The organism is Mycobacterium sp. NTMscope_MAC_12, assembly GCF_976985675.1.
On sequence record NZ_CDRJYY010000001.1, the window covers coordinates 4,733,870 to 4,750,361 of the forward strand.

Below are 16,492 nucleotides of genomic sequence, written 5' to 3' on the forward strand. Positions count from 1 at the left end.
TGACGGCCCGCGAGACTGCAACTGCCGACGCGTTTCCCACGAGGAAGGCGTCGGCAGTTACATTTTCGCGAAATGTGAACCGGCGGCCCCGTCAGCGCGGCTGTACCAGTCCGCCCGCCGGGTGCTCCTCGACGTCGTTGAGGATCAGCTCGCGCACGGCACGACGCGGCCCGTACGGGCGCAGCATGGTGCTGGCCGGCCGTGGCCGCACGTGCTGCGGCCACCAGAACCAACGCCCGAGCAGGGTGGCCAGCGACGGTGTCATGAACGACCGCACGATCAAGGTGTCGAACAGGAGACCCAGCGCGATCGTCGTACCCACCTGGGCCATCACCAGCAGCGGGCTGAACATGAACGTGGCCATGGTGGCGGCGAACACCAGGCCGGCGGAGGTCACCACCGAGCCCGAACCGGCCATCGCGCGGATCGTCCCGGTTTTGAGCCCGGCGTGGATTTCCTCTTTGAACCGCGATATCAGCAGCAGGTTGTAGTCCGAGCCGACCGCCAGCAGCAGGATGACCGCCATCGCCAGCACCATCCAGTGCAATTTCATACCCAGGATGTACTGCCATAAGAGCACGGAGAGTCCGAATGAGGCGCCCAGCGACAGCAACACCGTCCCGACGATCACGACGGCCGCCACGACGCTTCGGGTGATCACCAGCATGATGACGAAAATCAAAGTGGCCGCGGCGATTCCGGCGATCAGCAGGTCGATGTCGGAGCCGTCGTGCATGTCCTTGTACGTCGCGGCGGTGCCGCCGAGGTAAACCTTGGCGCCCTCCCAGGGCGTGCCCTTGATCGCCTCGTGCACGGCCTGCTTGATCGGCTCGATGTGGTTGATGCCTTCCGGAGTCGCCGGGTCGCCTTCATGGGAGATGATCAGCCGGACGGCGTGCCCGTTCGGCGAGATGAACTGTTTGAGACCCCGCGCGAAATCCGGGCTCTTGAACGCCTCCGGCGGAAGGTAGAACGTGTCGTCGTTCTTCGCTTTGTCGAAGGCGTCGCCCTGCGCGGTGGCGTTGTCGGACTGCGCTTTCGCCTGTTCGTTTAGACCCTGGGTGATCGCATAGTTCGACATGATGGTGTCGAGGTTGCGCTGCTGGCTCTCGATCTGCGGCGGTATCAGCGCCACCAGCTTGGGCTGAATCTTGTCCAGCTTGTCGAGGTTCGCGCTCAGGTTCACGATGTTCTGGGCCACCTGGTCGATGCCGTCGAGCGCGTTGAAAACCGACCGGAGTGCCCAGCACGCCGGGATGTCGTAACAGTGCTTCTCCCAGTAGAAGTAGCTGCGGATCGGCCGGAGGAAGTCGTCGAAGTTGGCGATGTCGTCGCGCAACCTCTCGGTGATCTCCACGGTTTCTTTGGTGAGCTTGGTGGTCTCGTGTGTCGTGTTGCTGAGATCCTGGGTCACCTGCATCTGCTCATGCAGCGTCGCCATCGTCTTGTGCAGCTCGTCCGCCTGCTTGAGCAGATTGTTCGCCTGCTCCTCTTGGTAGTGCTGGGTCTGGATCCGCCCCGCGGCCTGCGCGCCCATCTGGAAACCGAGGGTGCTGTGGTCGAGCGGCGTGCCCAACGGCCGGGTGATGGTCTGCACCCTGCCGATACCGGGGATGTGGAAGACCGCCTTGGCGACCTTGTCCAGGACGATGAAGTCGGCCGGGTTACGCAGGTCGTGATCGGTCTCGATCATCAACAGCTCCGGATTGAGCCGAGCCTGGTCGAAGTGCCGGTCCGCGGCGGCATAACCGACATTGGCCGGGGTGTCCGCCGGCAAAAAGTGGCGGTTGTCGTAGTCCGTCTTGTAACCGGGCAGGGCGAGCAGACCCACCAACGCGACCGCGATGGTCACCGCGAGTACCGGTGCGGGCCAGCGGACGACCGCGGTGCCCATCCGACGCCAGCCCCGGGTCTGCAGGCTGCGCTTCGGGTCCATGAGCTTGAAGAACGACGCCACCGTCAGTATCGCCGGAGCCAGCGTCAACGCCGCGAGCACCGCGACCAGCATGCCGACCGCGCACGGCACCCCCAGCGACTGGAAGTACGGCAGCCGGGTGAAGCTCAGGCAGTACATCGCGCCGGCGATGGTCAGCCCCGATCCCAGCACGACATGCGCGGTGCTGTGGAACATGGTGTAGAACGCCTGTTCGCGGGTCTCGCCCAGACCGCGGGCCTCGTGATAGCGGCCGACCACGAAGATCGCGTAATCCGTCCCGGCGGCGATCGCCATCAGCACCAGCATGTTGTTGGCGAACGTCGACAGCCCCATGACGCCGTAGTTACCGAGCGTCGCGACGACACCGCGGGCCGCTGCCAGCTCGATGAACACCATGGCCAGCATGATCAGCACGGTGCTCACCGACCGGTACACGAACAGCAGCATCAGGATGATCACCAGGAAGGTGACGAGCGTGACCTTCGCGACGCCCTTCTCACCCGCGTGGGACTGATCGGCGAACAGCGGACCCGCGCCGGTGACATATGCCTTGATTCCCGGCGGCGCGGGCACCGAGTCCACGATCTTGCGGAGGGCCGCGGCGGACTCGTTCGCCAGCCCGCCGCCCATGTTGCCGGCGAGGTAAACCTGGACGTACGCGGCCTTTTGATCGTGGCTCTGGGAACCCGCCGCCGTCAGCGGATCACTCCAGAAATCCTGGACGTGCTGAACGTGTTTCTTGTCCTGCTCGATGCGCCTGACGATCTCGTCGTAGTAGCGGTGCGCGTCGGCCCCGAGTGGCTTGTCGCCCTCCAGCAAGATCATGGCGGAGTTGTCGGAGTTGAACTCTTTGAACGTCGATCCCACGCGCATCATCGACTGAAAGGATGCCGCGTCAGTCGGACTCATCGACACCGAGTGGGTTTTGGCGACGACCTCCAGCTGCGGGGCCACGGTGTTGGTGACGAACACGATGCCCAACCACACCAGGACGATCGGCAGGGCCAGCCGATGGATCATTCGCGGCAGGAACGGCGGGATCAGCGGCTGATCGACGCGCGGCGGAACCTCGCCCGGCTCGCTCATGCGGACTTGTCCAGGCAATAGACGAAGGCGTTCACGGTTTGGTTGGGATCTGAGCGGTTCGGAGTCTTGATGACGTCACCGCTCCCGTCGTGCTTGTTCACCACGAACTGGCAGGCGATCCAACTGCCGTCTCCTTGCGCCACCAGGTTTGCCGGGATGCCGGGTTTCGTTGAACTCAATACTTTGCTCCACGGCAAGGGCACGTTGAGGGCCTGCTGCGGATGGGAGTTTTCGTCGAGGTAGTTGATGGTTGCCGTGCTGCCCGGTGGGCCCCAGACCTGCAGCGTGATCGTCTTGGCGTTGAACTCGTCGAGGACCTCGCCCGAGGTGCCACCACCGAACGAACCGCGGTGAACGCCGAAGATGCCGTGCAATCGGTATACGACGAATCCCGACAGCGCGACGACAGCCGCGATCGTGAGGACCAGCCAGAAACGCGCCAAGAGCCCCTGTTTCCTGCCGCGCTGCGGAGCGACCTCTTTGCCCTCCCCGCCGGCGGAGCCCTGCTGCTGGAGCGGCTCCGTCCTTGACTCAGTCGTCGTCACTGGGCGCTCCAAGTCCTTCCCGTGTTCACCGGTTGCAGTTCGCCAAGCCACAGCGCTACCGGCCCCCTTCCTGAGTTCATGAGGCTTCCGCGATGAGCCCGATGCACGTGGCGGTCAGCAGGCGCGTCAGCGCGGTCGCAAAGTCCAGATTCCACTCCGGCGGAGCCACTTCCGGCTCCTCGGCGTAGACGTCGGTGAGATCGGCCGGTGGGTTCGCCACCTGCCACAGGGTGGCCGCCAGCGAGTACGCGGCCAGCAGGATGTCGAGCGACCCCGACCGCCCGAGTTCGGGCAGCGCCCTCTCGATGGAATCGGCGAGCGAGCGCGTGGCGGCGGTGCTGATGCGCTTGACCTCGATGACCCGCTCCGCGTCCACCTCGTGTTCCAGGTGCAGGTGCAGGTTGGCCAGCAGGTCGCAGAACAGCGGATCGTCGGCCAGGGCCTCGGCCAGCGTCCCGGCGATGTGCGACGGCGAGGAGGCGCCGGGCCGAGCCAGCTTGTCCGACACGGTATTCGACCATCGCACCCAGCCCTCGGCGGACAGGTGCAGCAGAACTTCCTTGTGCGAGCTGAAGTAGCGGCGCACCGCCGAATAGTGAATCCCGGCGCGGCTGGCGACCGCGGTGAGGGTGACCGACGCGACGCCCGTCTCCATCGCCAGCGAGCGTGCGGCTTCCACGAGGGCCTCCGCACGTTGGCGCTTCTTTTCCTCGGTGCGGGCGCGCTGGAATGTTAGTTGCGCCACCGGCCGAGCGTAACGCACGTTGTGTGATTTGTATAACGCACGTTGCGTGATTTGTGCGACGTCACTCTCGCCGGCGGCGCAAACGGGTAAAGGTGGAACCATGCTCACCGTCCGGCGCCCTTCGCGTCCTTGGAAGTAGCGCGTGCAGACCATCGCCCTGATCGGGTTTCTCGGCGGGCTGATCACCGGCATCTCGCCGTGCATCCTGCCGGTGCTCCCGGTGATTCTGCTGTCGAGTGCGGGCAGTAGCGGAGCCAGCAGACGAGCAGGTGCCCGCCGCGTGAGTTCCGTGGCCCGCCCGTATCTGGTGATCGCGGGGCTGGTGTGCAGTTTCAGCCTGGCCACGCTGCTCGGCTCCGCGCTACTGACGGCGCTGCACCTGCCGCAGGACGCGATTCGGTGGGCCGCCCTGGTGGTGTTGACCCTGATCGGCCTGGGCCTGATTTTCCCGCCGGTCCAACACCTGATCGAGCGGCCGTTCGCCTACCTCCCGCAGCGCCAAATCGGCGCCAACGCAGACGGTTTCGGGCTTGGCCTGACGTTGGGCGCGCTCTACGTGCCGTGCGCGGGTCCGGTGCTGGCGGCGATCGTGGTCGCGGGCGGAACGTCGTCGATCGGGCCCGGCGCGCTGGTGTTGACGGCGACGTTCGCCCTGGGAAATGCCTTGCCGCTGTTGGCCTTCGCGCTGGCGGGGCGTCGCGTCGCCGAGCGCGTCGCCGCGTTCCGCCGACGGCAGCGCGTGATTCAGATCGCCGGCGGGATCGCGATGATCGTGCTGGCCATGGCGCTGGTGTTCAACCTGCCGGCGATGCTGCAGCGCGTCGTCCCCGACTACACGACGGCGATGCAGAACAAGCTGGGAGCCAACGACATCGGGCGCAGCCTGAACCCCACCCCCACACAGCGGCCGAACCACGGCAGCGGGCTGCAGCTGAGCCCGCCCAGCACCACCGTCGACGGCGCCCTGAGTGACTGCTCCAGCGGCTCCGCCGAGCTGCAGCAGTGCGGGCCGGCGCCCGCCCTGACCGGCGTCACCGGGTGGCTCAACACCCCGGACGGCAAACCGCCGGGCCCCGCCGAAGTGCGCGGCAAGGTCGTATTGATCGACTTCTGGGCCTACTCGTGCATCAACTGCCAGCGCGCGATCCCACACGTAATCGATTGGTACAACAGGTATCGCGACAGCGGACTGCTCGTCATCGGGGTGCACACCCCCGAGTACGCGTTCGAGCGGGTTCCCCAGAACGTGGCCAGCGGCGCCGCCGACCTGCACATCCCCTACCCCATCGCCCTGGACAACGACTACGCGACGTGGAACAGCTACCAGAACCTGTACTGGCCGGCCGAATACCTGATCGACGCGGACGGGCAAGTGCGGCATACCAAATTCGGCGAGGGCGACTACGACGGCACCGAAAGACTGATCCGGCAGCTGCTCGTCGACGCCCACCCCGGCGCCCCGCTACCCGCACCGGCGAATTCGGCCGACACCACCCCGCAAACCCGGCTCACGCCCGAGACCTACCTCGGCGTCGACAGGACCGGAAACTACGGTGGCAGCGGGGATTACAAGTCCGGCGCCGTCACGCTGAGCTTCCCGCCGACCCTGGCCGACGACAAGTTCGCCCTGCGCGGCCGCTGGGCCCTGGACGACCAGGGCGCCACCGCCGAGGGCGAGGACTGCGCCATCCGGCTGAACTACACCGCGAAAAATGTCTACGCCGTCGTCGGCGGCACCGGCACCATCGCCGTGACGCGTGATGGCAAGACCACCACGACGACGATCGGCGGGGCACCCACCCTGCATCAGATCGTCGCCGACGACGGCGCGCACCGCGACCAGCTGGACATGCGGGTCAGCAAGGGCCTGCAGGTCTTCTCGTTCACGTTCGGGTAGCCGGGCGGCTCAGGATTTCTTCCAGAGGCTGCCCAGCATCGCGACGAGCATGCCCAGTCCCACCAGGGCGGCGCCCGCCAGCAACGTGACGTTGAGCCATTGGTGCAGACCGGCTTCGGCGTGTCCGACCATCACCTCGGCGACGCGCCGGATGTCGCCGGTGGTGCGGTTGAGCGCCTTGTCGATGTAGCGGCCGGCGACCTCAAGGCCGGCCCAGCCGGCCGCGCCGACGAGCAGGGCGGAAACCCCCAAGCTGCTCAGCGCCTTGCCGCGGCGGCGCGCAGCGGCCAGCGTGAGCAACGCGCACACGCCACACAACGCCGCCGCCCCCACGCTCACCCACGGGCCCCAGGTGGACAGTCCGCTCAGCCGCCCCTCGCGCATCGCTCGCGGCGCCGAAATCGTCAGCGGGACAGTCAGTTTCGCGGGAACGGTCACGTTGTATTGGTTCAGCAGCGGGCGGATCGAGTCATCCCTGAGCATCAGGGCCACGTCGACCGCCCATTGATTGCCGTCCCCGCCGGCCCCCGGGTCGCCGAACAGCCAACCGTGCGCCGCGCGGTTGGCCTGGGCGAACAGTGGCGGAAACGCCGGCCCGGCGGTGAAAGCGCTGGTGGCATCGTGCACGTCGGAACCGTCGACGGGATAGCGGCCCCCGCCGCGCTCGGCGGCCAGAGCCATTGCCCGCGTGGTCAGTTCGGCCGCCATGGCGGACTGCAGGGCCGGATCGGCCGCCGCCCCGCGCGCCATCGCGGCGTAGCCGTCGGCGTCGACGACATGCAGCTGGGTCCACGCCGCGGGGATCGTCACCGCCAGCGCGAGCGTGGTGATGAGCCACAACAGCACGCTCGCCGCGCATCGCACGCCTGCGAATCTACGCAATCCCCCGCACGTACGCGGCCTGCCCGAGATGCTGGGCGCAGTCGTCGATGATGCTCACCAGGCGCGCGCTCGCCGTCACCGGCGGATCCCAGTTGGTGTCCACGACGCGGGCCAACTCCTCGGCGGTCATGCCGGCGATGTAGTTGCACGTGAACTCGTGCACCGCGTGGTAGTAGCCGGACAGCAGGTCCGCGGGCGCCTTCACCTTGGCCACGTCGTCGGGCGAATGCCCGTAGCCCATGTCGTTCCGCGGCAGGTCGAGTCCGAACCGGTCCACCCAGCCGTCGCGCAGCCACACCTGCTCGACGCCGGCCACGTCGGCGAGCTGGATGTCCTGCACCCGCGCGCTGTGCCAGAGCAGCCAGGCGATGCTGTTGGCGTCCGGGGTCGGACGATAAGACGACACCTCCTCGGTCAGCCCGTCGGTGATCTCGTCGACGTGCTCGATCAACCGGGTGAACGCGTCGCGCAGGAGGACTCGGATTACGGCGGCATCGTCGGTGCTGGCCATACTCGCGACACTACGGGAGCGCCCCGTGGAAGACAGCCTCGACGTTGTTGCCGTCCGGGTCGCGCACGAACGCGCCGAAATAGCCGGGGTGGTATTCGGGCCACAGGCGCGGCGCGTGCAGCGGCTCGGCGCCCACCTCGACCGCCACCCGATAAAACTCGCGCACCGCGTCCTCGTCGGCGGCCTCGAACGCGAGGTGAACCTCCCGATTGGGGCCGGCCAGAGCGCCCGAGATCCAGAAGGTCGGTTTTCCCGCGCGCCCGTATCCGATGGCAGGGCCGACATCCAGCTGCCGCGAGAAGCCCAGCGTCCCCAGCACCGCGTCGTAGAACCGCTGCGATTTCGCGTAGTCGGCGCAGTTGATGCCCACGTGGTCGATCATGGGGAAGATCCTGGCACGACCCGCCGACACGGTCGTAGATTGTTTGAATGACTTACGACCTCATCATCCGCAACGGCACCATCGTCGACGGGCTGGGGGGCGAGCCGTACGTGGGGGACGTGGCGGTGGCCGACAACGTCATCAAGGCGGTCGGCTCCCTGAACGGGGCCACGGGCGAGCGGGAGATCGACGCCACCGGGCTGCTGGTCACGCCCGGCTTCGTCGACCTGCACACCCACTACGACGGCCAGTCCATCTGGTCGGAGCGGCTCACCCCGTCGTCCGCGCACGGGGTGACGACGGTGGTGATGGGCAACTGCGGGGTCGGCTTCGCCCCGTGCCGCCAGGCCGACCACAACGTCCTCGTCGACGTGATGGCCGGTGTCGAAGACATCCCCGGCGTGGTGATGACCGACGGCCTGCCGTGGACGTGGGAGACCTTCCCCGAATACCTGGACGCGCTCGACGCGGGCAGGCGCGACATCGATGTGGCCGCGTACCTGCCGCACTCGCCGCTGCGCGTGTACGTGATGGGGCAGCGCGGCGCCGACCGCGAACCGGCCACCGAGGACGACCTGGCCAAGATGAGGGCGCTCGCCAAGGAGGCGATCGAGGCCGGCGCGCTGGGCTTCGCGTCGTCGCGGTTGACCATCCACAAGACCGAAAGCGGTTCGCCCATACCGAGTTACGACGCCGCCCGCGAGGAGATCGAGGAGATCGCCCGCGGCGTCGTGGACGGCGGCGGCGGCCTGCTGCAGTTCGTCCCCGACATCCCGGCCGGCGGCTACCAGCCCGTGCTGCAGACGGTGTTCGATGTCGCCGAGGACGTCGGTCTGCCGCTCACCTTCACCCTGGTCGTCGGCAACTCCGGCGACCCGACGTGGCCGGACGCCATCACCATGATCGAGAAGGCCAACGCCGCCGGCGGTGATATCACCGCGCAGCTGTTGCCGCGTCCCATCGGGTTGATCATCGGGCTGCAATTGTCGGCGAACCCGTTCGTGCTCTACCCCAGCTATCGCGAGATCGCGCACCTGCCGCTGGCAGAGCGGGTCGCGCAGATGCGCAAGCCCGAGGTCCGCGCCCGCATCCTGGCCGACAAGCCCGGCCAGGGTCACCCGATCCTGTACGTCGCCCAGATGTGGGACTGGATCTACCCTCTCGGCGAGGACCCCGACTACGAGCCCGACCCGTCGACCAGCATCGGGGCCCGCGCCCGCGCCAAGGGGGTGGAGCCGATGGAGGAGGCCTACGACCGGCTGCTCGACGACGAGGGCCGGGCCATGCTGCTGGTCGCGACCAGCAACCTGCAGGGCAACTCGCTGGACACCGTCGGGGAGTTGCTGCACCGCGACGACGTGGTGCTGGGCCTCGGCGACGGCGGCGCGCACTACGGCATGATCTGCGACGCCAGCTACTCGACGTACTTCCTGACGCACTGGGCGCGGGACCGCAAGTCCGGGCGGTTCACGGTGCCCGAGGCGATTCGCGAACTCACCTCGGTGCCGGCGCGCGTCGCCGGGCTGAGTGATCGCGGCCGTATCGCCGTGGGCTACAAGGCCGATCTCAACGTCATCGACCACGCCGCCCTGCGCCTGCACAAGCCGGTCCTCAGCTACGACCTGCCCGCCGGCGGGCGGCGCCTGGACCAGACCGCGGACGGGTACGTCGCCACGATCGTGTCCGGGGAAATCATCGCTGAACACGGCGTGCCCACCGCGGCGCGTCCGGGCAAGTTGGTGCGCGGCCGTCAGCCCAGTCCGGCGCCCTTGCAATAACGCCACCAAAAGTGGCATATACCAGCTAAGTTGGGTCCCGTGACGAACCCGCATTTTGCGTGGTTGCCGCCGGAAGTCAACTCGGCACTAATTTTCTCCGGTCCTGGTCCCGGGCCGCTGCTTGCTGCCGCGGCGGCGTGGGACGGGCTGGCCGAGGAGCTGGCGTCGTCGGCGTCGTCGTTTTCTTCGGTGACGTCAGATCTGGCCAGCGGGTCATGGCAGGGCGCGTCATCGGCCGCCATGATGACCGTGGCCAGCCAGTATGTGAGTTGGCTTTCCGCGGCGGCCGCGCAGGCGGAAGAGGTGTCCCACCAGGCCTCGGCCATCGCGACCGCGTTCGAGGTGGCGCTCGCGGCCACGGTGCAGCCCGCGGTGGTGGCGGCCAACCGGGCCTTGGTGTCGGCGTTGGCGGCCAACAATCATCTGGGCCAGAACACCCCGGCGATCGCCGACATCGAGGCGGCCTACGACCAGATGTGGGCCTCGGACGTCGCGGCGATGTTCGGGTATCACGCCGACGCGTCGGCCGCCGTGGCCAAGTTGCCGCCCTGGAACGAGGTGCTGCAAAACCTCGGCTTCTCCAACACCAGCACCGCCGTCACGCGCCCGGCCACGTCCGGCGCCGTCGCCCGCGGCTACACGTCGCGCATCGCCGGCTTCCTCACGCCGCCGGCGCCGCAGTAGGGCGGGGCCGCACCGGTTCGCGCCTATCCTGGAACATCATGCGTAGCAAGAAGAAGGTAGATTTCGCGGCGCTGGCCGACGCGCTCCCCGATTACCCGTACGCGTACCTGATCACGGTCGACGATGACTACCGCTCGCACACCGTGACGGTCGAACCCGAGTTGCGCGGCGAGACCCTCGAGGTCGGTCTCATCGGCGGCCGCACGCAGCAGAACCTGGCCCGGCGCCGCGACGTCACCCTGCTGTGGCCCCCCGCCGAGCCCGGCGGCTACTCGCTGATCGTCGACGGCGCGGCCGAGGTGTCCGGTGAAAACCGAGCCGGCGACGCCGTCCGGCTCACGGTCGCGCCCACGCGCGCGCTGCTGCACCGCGACGCCGACTCCCCCGATGCGGCCAAGGGCTGCCTGCACGACTGCGTCGTGTTCTCGCTGCCATCGGCCTGACGTCGTACAGTCTCATCCGTGAGCCGCATCGCACCCCTCGCCCCGCCGTGGAGCGAAGAGGACGCCGCCGGCATCAACAGCTGGGGCCACCCGGACCGCACCTACGAGCCGCTGCTGTTGGTGCGTTGCCTGCAGCGCCATCCGGCGCTGGCCTCCCGGCTCCGCAAGCTTGGCGAATCCCTTTACACCGCAGCGCTTTTGCCGCCCCGGACGCGGACGATCGCCATCCTTCGCATCTGCGCGCTGCTGCGCTGCGCCTACGAGTGGGGCGGCCAGGCCGCCTTCTGGGGTCCGATCGCCGGTGTCAGCGACGACGAGTGCGACGCGCTGGTATTGGCAGGCCCCGATGACCCGCGGTGGGGCGCGGCCGAGCGGACGCTGATCGCGGCCGTGGACGAGTGCGAGCGCACCGGCTCGTGGTCGGAGGAGACGTGGGAAGCGCTGGGCGGCTTTCTCGATGACGAGCAGCGGATCGAATTGCTCACGGCCGTCGGCTGGTACCGCACGATCTGCACGCTGTGCAATGCGCTCGCCCTTCCGGTGGAGGGCTGGATGCGGCGCTGGCCGCTAGCCGACTGAGCGGTCCCTGCGCAGGCTCGGATGCTGGTTCTTCAAGAGCGGCAACAACATTCGCCGCGGCATGAACTGAAACAGGCGGGTGCTGATCTGGCTCGGCAGCCCGGGGATCACGGTTCCGCGGTCGTGGTCCAGCGCGTCGATTCCGGCGCGGGCCACCTCACGCGACGGCTTCCACATGAACTTCGGGAACGCGTCCGCGAAGTCCCGCTCGTCCATGCCGGCGCTCTTCACGAATTCGGTGCGCACCGGCCCCGGGCACAGCACCGCGACGGTGACGCCGGTGCCGGCGAGTTCGCCGCGCAGCCCCTGGGTGTAGTTGTTGACGAACGCCTTGGTGGCCGCGTACCCGACCTGTCCCGGGAAGGGTTGGTAGCCCGCAGTGGAGCCAACGTTGAGGATCGCGCCGCGGCCGCGCAGCACCATCTGCTGGACCGCCCGGGTCGTCAGGTCGATGACGGCCTCGACATTGACCCGCACCTGCGCGATCTCGTCGGCGACGGGAATTTTCGTCACCGAGCCCATGGTGCCGATGCCGGCGTTGTTGACCAGGATGTCGACGGTCAGCCCGCGGCGCGCGACCTCGTCGAACAGGTCGGCGCGGGCGGTAACGTCCGCGACGTCGCAGGCGATCACCTCGACACGGACGCGGCCGGCGAGTTCGTCGGCCAAGGTCCGCAGCCGCTCCTCGCGGCGGGCGACGAGCGTCACGCCGTGGCCGCGGTCGGCCAGCTCGCGCGCGATGTCGGCGCCGATGCCCGACGAGGCGCCGGTCACGACGGCGGTGCTGGTGGGTGAGGGAGTCGGAAGCGCCACGCGTTCACCCTAGAGCGCCGAGTGTGAAGCCTGCGCGCCGAGCGTGAAACCAGGGCGGAAAGATCGCGAAATTCCCGCCGTGAGTTCACGCTCGGCGCGCACGAAAAAGCCCGGCCCCCAACGGGACCGGGCTTCTTCGTTGACTTCTTAGAAGTCCATACCGCCCATGCCACCGGTCGGGTCGCCGGCAGGTGCGGCGGCCTTCTCCGGCTTGTCAGCGACGACGGCCTCGGTGGTCAGGAACAGGCCCGCGATGGACGCCGCGTTCTGCAGCGCCGAACGGGTCACCTTCACCGGGTCGGCGACGCCGGCCTTGAGCAGGTCCTCGTACTCACCGGTGGCGGCGTTCAGGCCGGTACCGGGGGGCGAGTTGCGGACCTTCTCGGCCACCACGCCAGGCTCCAGACCACCGTTGAAGGCGATCTGCTTCAGCGGAGCCTCGAGCGCCACGCGGACGATGTTGGCGCCGGTCGCCTCGTCACCGGTGAGCTTCAGCTCGTCCAGCGACGGGGTGGCGTGCAGCAGGGCCACGCCACCACCGGCGACGATGCCCTCCTCGACGGCCGCCTTGGCGTTGCGCACGGCGTCCTCGATGCGGTGCTTGCGCTCCTTGAGCTCGACCTCGGTCGCGGCCCCGGCCTTGATCACCGCAACACCGCCGGCCAGCTTGGCCAGGCGCTCCTGCAGCTTCTCGCGGTCGTAGTCGGAGTCGCTGTTCTCGATCTCGCTGCGGATCTGGGCCACCCGGCCGGCGATGGCGTCGGAGTCACCGGCGCCCTCGACGATGGTGGTCTCGTCCTTGGTGACGACGACCTTGCGGGCCTTACCCAGCAGGGCGACGTCGGCGCTCTCCAGCGACAGGCCGACCTCTTCGCTGATGACCTGACCACCGGTGAGGATGGCCATGTCCTGCAGCATCGCCTTGCGGCGGTCACCGAAGCCGGGGGCCTTGACGGCCACCGACTTGAAGGTGCCGCGGATCTTGTTGACGACCAGGGTGCTCAGAGCCTCGCCCTCGACGTCCTCGGCGATGATCAGCAGCGGCTTGCCGGCCTGGATGACCTTCTCCAGCAGCGGGAGCAGGTCCTTGACGGTCGACACCTTGGAGCTGACCAGCAGGATGAAGGGGTCCTCGAGGACCGCTTCCTGACGCTCGGCGTCGGTGACGAAGTAGCCCGAGATGTAGCCCTTGTCGAACCGCATGCCCTCGGTGAGCTCGAGCTGCAGGCCGAAGGTGTTGGACTCCTCGACGGTGATGACGCCCTCGTTGCCGACCTTGTCCATCGCCTCGGCGATCAGGTCACCGATCGACTGGTCGCCCGCCGAAATCGCCGCGGTGGCAGCGATCTGGTCCTTGGTCTCGACCTCCTTGGCCGACTTGAGCAGGGTCTCGGTGACCTTCTCGACGGCCTTCTCGATGCCGCGCTTGAGACCCAGCGGGTTGGCGCCGGCGGCGACGTTACGCAGGCCCTCGCGGACCAACGCCTGCGCCAGCACCGTGGCCGTCGTCGTGCCGTCACCGGCAACGTCGTCGGTCTTCTTGGCGACTTCCTTGACCAGCTCGGCGCCGATCTTCTCGTACGGGTCCTCCAGCTCGATCTCCTTGGCGATGGACACACCATCGTTGGTGATCGTGGGGGCACCCCACTTCTTCTCCAGGACGACGTTGCGACCCTTGGGGCCCAACGTCACCTTTACCGCGTCGGCGAGGGCGTTGAGCCCCCGCTCGAGGCCGCGACGGGCCTCTTCGTCGTACGCAATTGTCTTGGCCATTGCGAAGTGATTCCTCCGAAATATGGGGTGACACACGGGGCGACCGTTTGTCGGGTCGCCCCATTGGACGCTGTGGCCGGGTGCAGTGCCCGCGACGGACGGCTCTGGGTGTCCCCGCTGACGCGGCCCAGGCCTCACCGTCCCGACCTAGCACTCACTGGTCGCGAGTGCCAAGTCATTCTTAGCACTCGCCTATGCCGAGTGCAAGAAGAAGGCCCGAGGAAGCGGCCCGCTCAGGGCAGGTCGAGCAGCTGCTCGTAGAAGCCGCCGAAGCCGCGCGGGCGGTCGACGAGATGGATCTCGAGAATCCAGTGGCAGACGCGGCCGCGCGGGTCGGTGCGGCGCATCCGCTTGTCCGAGCCGGGCATGACGTACCACTCGATGCCGGGGCCGGCGATCTTCTTGTGCGGGAACTCCCCCACCAGGTGACCGGCGATGCGGCTGGCCCATTCGAAGCCCTCCGCGCGGGCCACCCCGACCACGACGTCGAACAGCTCGGCGCCGGTGACGTCGGGATGGCCGGCGAAGTAGTCGCGCCCGGCCTGCCACACCCGGGGCAGCGCATCGCGGACGGCCTTCTTGTGCGGGTCGTCGCCCAGCAGGAAGGTCCGGCCGAAGTCGGCCTCCCACTCCTCGAAGATGGGCCCCAGGTCCAGGAAGACGATGTCGTCGTCGACGATCAGCCTGTCCGGCGGACGCTCGTGGAACGGTTGCAGCGTGTTCTCCCCGGCGCGCACGATCCGCCGATGCCAGTGCCGGGTCACGCCGAACATCTCTCCGGCGAGATCGTGGATCTCGTCGGAGAGCTGCTTCTCCCCGATCCCGGGGCGGATCATGGCCCGCCGCTCGATCTCGTCGAACAGTTGCGCCGCCTTGCACTCGGCGTCCAGCAGCCGTTGCACGCGCACTTCTTCTGCGGCCTCCATTACGGCGATGCTATGCGCACACTGGAACCATGTCCCTCGTCGTGCCGCCCTACCCGCCGGCCCGCTACACCCAGCAAGAGCCGGAGATCAGCGCCTGGCTCAAGCGAGCCGACGAACCCCCCGACTACGAGACCTCCGGGGTCGCCTACCACTACCTGGCCAACCAACGAGACACCGCCGGCGACTACGGGCTGTACCGGGTCGACATCGCCCCGGCCGGCGGCGGACCCCCGGCCCACTTCCACCGGGCCATGTCGGAGGCCTTCTTCGTGCTCTCCGGGACGATGAAGCTCTACGACGGCACCGAGTGGACCGACGGCCACCAGGGCGACTTCCTCTACGTCCCGCCCGGCGGCGTCCACGGCTTCCGCAACGAGGCCGACGAGCCCGCGTCGATCCTCATGCTGTTCGCGCCCGGCGCTCCCCGCGAGGCCTACTTCGAAGGGTTCGCGGCGCTGGCCGATATGACCGACGAGGAACGCCGGGATTGGTTCGTCCGCCACGACAACTACTGGGTCTGACTCGTGAGTATGTTTTGGGCCATGGCTTCCAACGACAAAGACAACCGCGCCTGGTCGGAGGGTGACGTCCCGGATCAGAGCGGCCGCGTCGTCGTCATCACCGGCGCCAACACCGGCATCGGGTATGAAGCGGCCGCCGTGCTGGCCCACCGCGGCGCCCACGTCGTGCTCGCGGTGCGCAACCTCGAGAAGGGCAACGCGGCCCTGTCGCGCATCGTCGCCGCCGGGGGCCAAGGCGACCGAAAAGTCGATGTCACGCTGCAGCAGCTGGATCTGACGTCGCTGGACGCGGTGCGGTCGGCCGCCGACGCGCTGCGCGCGGCCTACCCGCGCATCGATCTGCTGATCAACAACGCGGGCGTGATGTGGACGCCCAAGCAGGTCACCGCGGACGGATTCGAATTGCAGTTCGGCACCAACCATCTGGGCCACTTCGCGCTGACCGGGTTGCTGCTCGACCACCTGCTCGCCGTGCCGGACTCGCGGGTGGTGACCATCAGCAGCCTGGGTCACCGGCTGCGGGCCGCGATCCACTTCGACGACCTGCAGTGGGAACGCCGGTACGACCGGATCGCCGCCTACGGGCAATCCAAGCTGGCCAACCTGCTGTTCACCTACGAGCTGCAGCGCCGGCTGGCGGCCACGCCCGACGCGAAGACCATCGCCGTCGCCGCGCACCCCGGCGGCTCCAACACCGAGCTGACCCGCAACCTGCCGGCGATCTTGCGGCCCGCCGCCGCGGCGCTGGGCCCGGTGCTGTTCCAAAGCGCGGCCATGGGTGCGCTGCCGACGCTGCGGGCCGCCACCGATCCTGCCGTCCAGGGCGGACAGTACTTCGGCCCCGACGGCTTCCTCGAGCAGCGCGGCCACCCGAAGCTCGTCAAGTCCAGCGCCCAGTCCCACGACGCGGAACTGCAACGCCGGCTGTGGGCCGTCTCCGAAGAACTCACCGGCGTTAGCTTCCCGATCTGACGCGCGGATAATGGCCCCG

General features: G+C 68.1%; 16 protein-coding genes. 7 read left to right on the forward strand and 9 right to left on the reverse strand.

Annotated elements, in window-relative coordinates; genetic code table 11:
- Nucleotides 1-91 precede the first annotated feature (91 nt).
- The 3 genes from AC0KS4_RS21930 to AC0KS4_RS21940 form a co-directional block, all read right to left on the reverse strand.
- Nucleotides 92-3,022 (reverse strand): MMPL/RND family transporter, encoded by a 2,931-nt coding sequence (locus AC0KS4_RS21930; RefSeq protein WP_225328387.1) that lies wholly within the window; start codon nucleotides 3,020-3,022, stop codon nucleotides 92-94.
- Nucleotides 3,019-3,567, reverse strand: a complete 549-nt coding sequence (locus tag AC0KS4_RS21935; protein ID WP_225328388.1) for an MmpS family transport accessory protein — start codon at nucleotides 3,565-3,567, stop codon at nucleotides 3,019-3,021. Before AC0KS4_RS21935 ends, AC0KS4_RS21930 begins: the two co-directional genes overlap by 4 nt.
- Nucleotides 3,568-3,643: 76 nt before the next feature.
- On the reverse strand, nucleotides 3,644-4,330 hold the full coding sequence (locus AC0KS4_RS21940; RefSeq protein ID WP_225328389.1) for a TetR/AcrR family transcriptional regulator: 687 nt from the start codon (nucleotides 4,328-4,330) through the stop codon (nucleotides 3,644-3,646).
- 124 nt (nucleotides 4,331-4,454) lie between these two features.
- Here AC0KS4_RS21940 and AC0KS4_RS21945 point away from each other — a divergent pair, with 124 nt between their 5' ends.
- Nucleotides 4,455-6,209 carry a cytochrome c biogenesis protein CcdA gene (locus tag AC0KS4_RS21945; RefSeq protein WP_238956932.1) on the forward strand — a complete coding sequence of 585 codons (1,755 nt, stop codon included), beginning with the start codon at nucleotides 4,455-4,457 and terminating at the stop codon, nucleotides 6,207-6,209.
- A gap of 9 nt (nucleotides 6,210-6,218) precedes the next feature.
- Here the strand turns inward: AC0KS4_RS21945 and AC0KS4_RS21950 are convergent, their stop codons facing one another.
- The 3 genes from AC0KS4_RS21950 to AC0KS4_RS21960 are packed head-to-tail and all read right to left on the reverse strand — an operon-like array spanning nucleotide 6,219 to nucleotide 7,984.
- A complete protein-coding gene (locus tag AC0KS4_RS21950) occupies nucleotides 6,219-7,073 on the reverse strand; it encodes a hypothetical protein (RefSeq protein ID WP_238956933.1) in 855 nt (284 codons plus the stop codon).
- A 10-nt stretch (nucleotides 7,074-7,083) separates the two neighbouring features.
- Nucleotides 7,084-7,602, reverse strand: a complete 519-nt coding sequence (locus AC0KS4_RS21955; RefSeq protein WP_225328392.1) for a mycothiol transferase — start codon at nucleotides 7,600-7,602, stop codon at nucleotides 7,084-7,086.
- 10 nt (nucleotides 7,603-7,612) lie between these two features.
- Entirely contained in the window at nucleotides 7,613-7,984 is a 372-nt protein-coding gene (locus tag AC0KS4_RS21960) for a VOC family protein (protein ID WP_225328393.1), read from the reverse strand.
- 47 nt (nucleotides 7,985-8,031) lie between these two features.
- On the opposite strand from AC0KS4_RS21960, the gene AC0KS4_RS21965 reads away from it, so the two are divergent.
- The 4 genes from AC0KS4_RS21965 to AC0KS4_RS21980 are packed head-to-tail and all read left to right on the forward strand — an operon-like array spanning nucleotide 8,032 to nucleotide 11,468.
- Nucleotides 8,032-9,762: an N-acyl-D-amino-acid deacylase family protein gene (locus tag AC0KS4_RS21965; RefSeq protein ID WP_238956934.1), complete on the forward strand. Its 1,731-nt coding sequence runs from the start codon at nucleotides 8,032-8,034 to the stop codon at nucleotides 9,760-9,762.
- A gap of 39 nt (nucleotides 9,763-9,801) precedes the next feature.
- Nucleotides 9,802-10,446 (forward strand): PPE family protein, encoded by a 645-nt coding sequence (locus tag AC0KS4_RS21970; protein ID WP_472408531.1) that lies wholly within the window; start codon nucleotides 9,802-9,804, stop codon nucleotides 10,444-10,446.
- A gap of 38 nt (nucleotides 10,447-10,484) precedes the next feature.
- On the forward strand, nucleotides 10,485-10,889 hold the full coding sequence (locus tag AC0KS4_RS21975; RefSeq protein ID WP_225328395.1) for an FtsZ/tubulin family protein: 405 nt from the start codon (nucleotides 10,485-10,487) through the stop codon (nucleotides 10,887-10,889).
- An 18-nt stretch (nucleotides 10,890-10,907) separates the two neighbouring features.
- The gene (locus tag AC0KS4_RS21980; RefSeq protein ID WP_238956935.1) at nucleotides 10,908-11,468 is read left to right on the forward strand and encodes a carboxymuconolactone decarboxylase family protein; all 561 of its coding nucleotides are present in this window, start codon (nucleotides 10,908-10,910) and stop codon (nucleotides 11,466-11,468) included.
- On the opposite strand, the gene AC0KS4_RS21985 is transcribed toward AC0KS4_RS21980, so the two are convergent.
- The 3 genes from AC0KS4_RS21985 to AC0KS4_RS21995 form a co-directional block, all read right to left on the reverse strand.
- Nucleotides 11,457-12,281: an SDR family NAD(P)-dependent oxidoreductase gene (locus tag AC0KS4_RS21985; protein WP_238956936.1), complete on the reverse strand. Its 825-nt coding sequence runs from the start codon at nucleotides 12,279-12,281 to the stop codon at nucleotides 11,457-11,459. The genes AC0KS4_RS21980 and AC0KS4_RS21985 overlap by 12 nt on opposite strands.
- A 147-nt stretch (nucleotides 12,282-12,428) precedes the next feature.
- The gene (gene groL / locus AC0KS4_RS21990) at nucleotides 12,429-14,054 is read right to left on the reverse strand and encodes a chaperonin GroEL (protein ID WP_225328398.1); all 1,626 of its coding nucleotides are present in this window, start codon (nucleotides 14,052-14,054) and stop codon (nucleotides 12,429-12,431) included.
- Nucleotides 14,055-14,287: 233 nt separating this feature from the next.
- Nucleotides 14,288-14,980, reverse strand: a complete 693-nt coding sequence (locus AC0KS4_RS21995) for a M24 family metallopeptidase (RefSeq protein WP_238956937.1) — start codon at nucleotides 14,978-14,980, stop codon at nucleotides 14,288-14,290.
- A 29-nt stretch (nucleotides 14,981-15,009) separates the two neighbouring features.
- On the opposite strand from AC0KS4_RS21995, the gene AC0KS4_RS22000 reads away from it, so the two are divergent.
- Both AC0KS4_RS22000 and AC0KS4_RS22005 read left to right on the forward strand, forming a co-directional pair.
- Complete coding sequence (locus tag AC0KS4_RS22000) at nucleotides 15,010-15,501, forward strand: cupin domain-containing protein (protein ID WP_238956938.1); 492 nt, start codon at nucleotides 15,010-15,012, stop codon at nucleotides 15,499-15,501.
- A gap of 21 nt (nucleotides 15,502-15,522) precedes the next feature.
- Nucleotides 15,523-16,473 (forward strand): SDR family NAD(P)-dependent oxidoreductase, encoded by a 951-nt coding sequence (locus tag AC0KS4_RS22005; RefSeq protein WP_238956939.1) that lies wholly within the window; start codon nucleotides 15,523-15,525, stop codon nucleotides 16,471-16,473.
- Nucleotides 16,474-16,492: the final 19 nt, after the last annotated feature.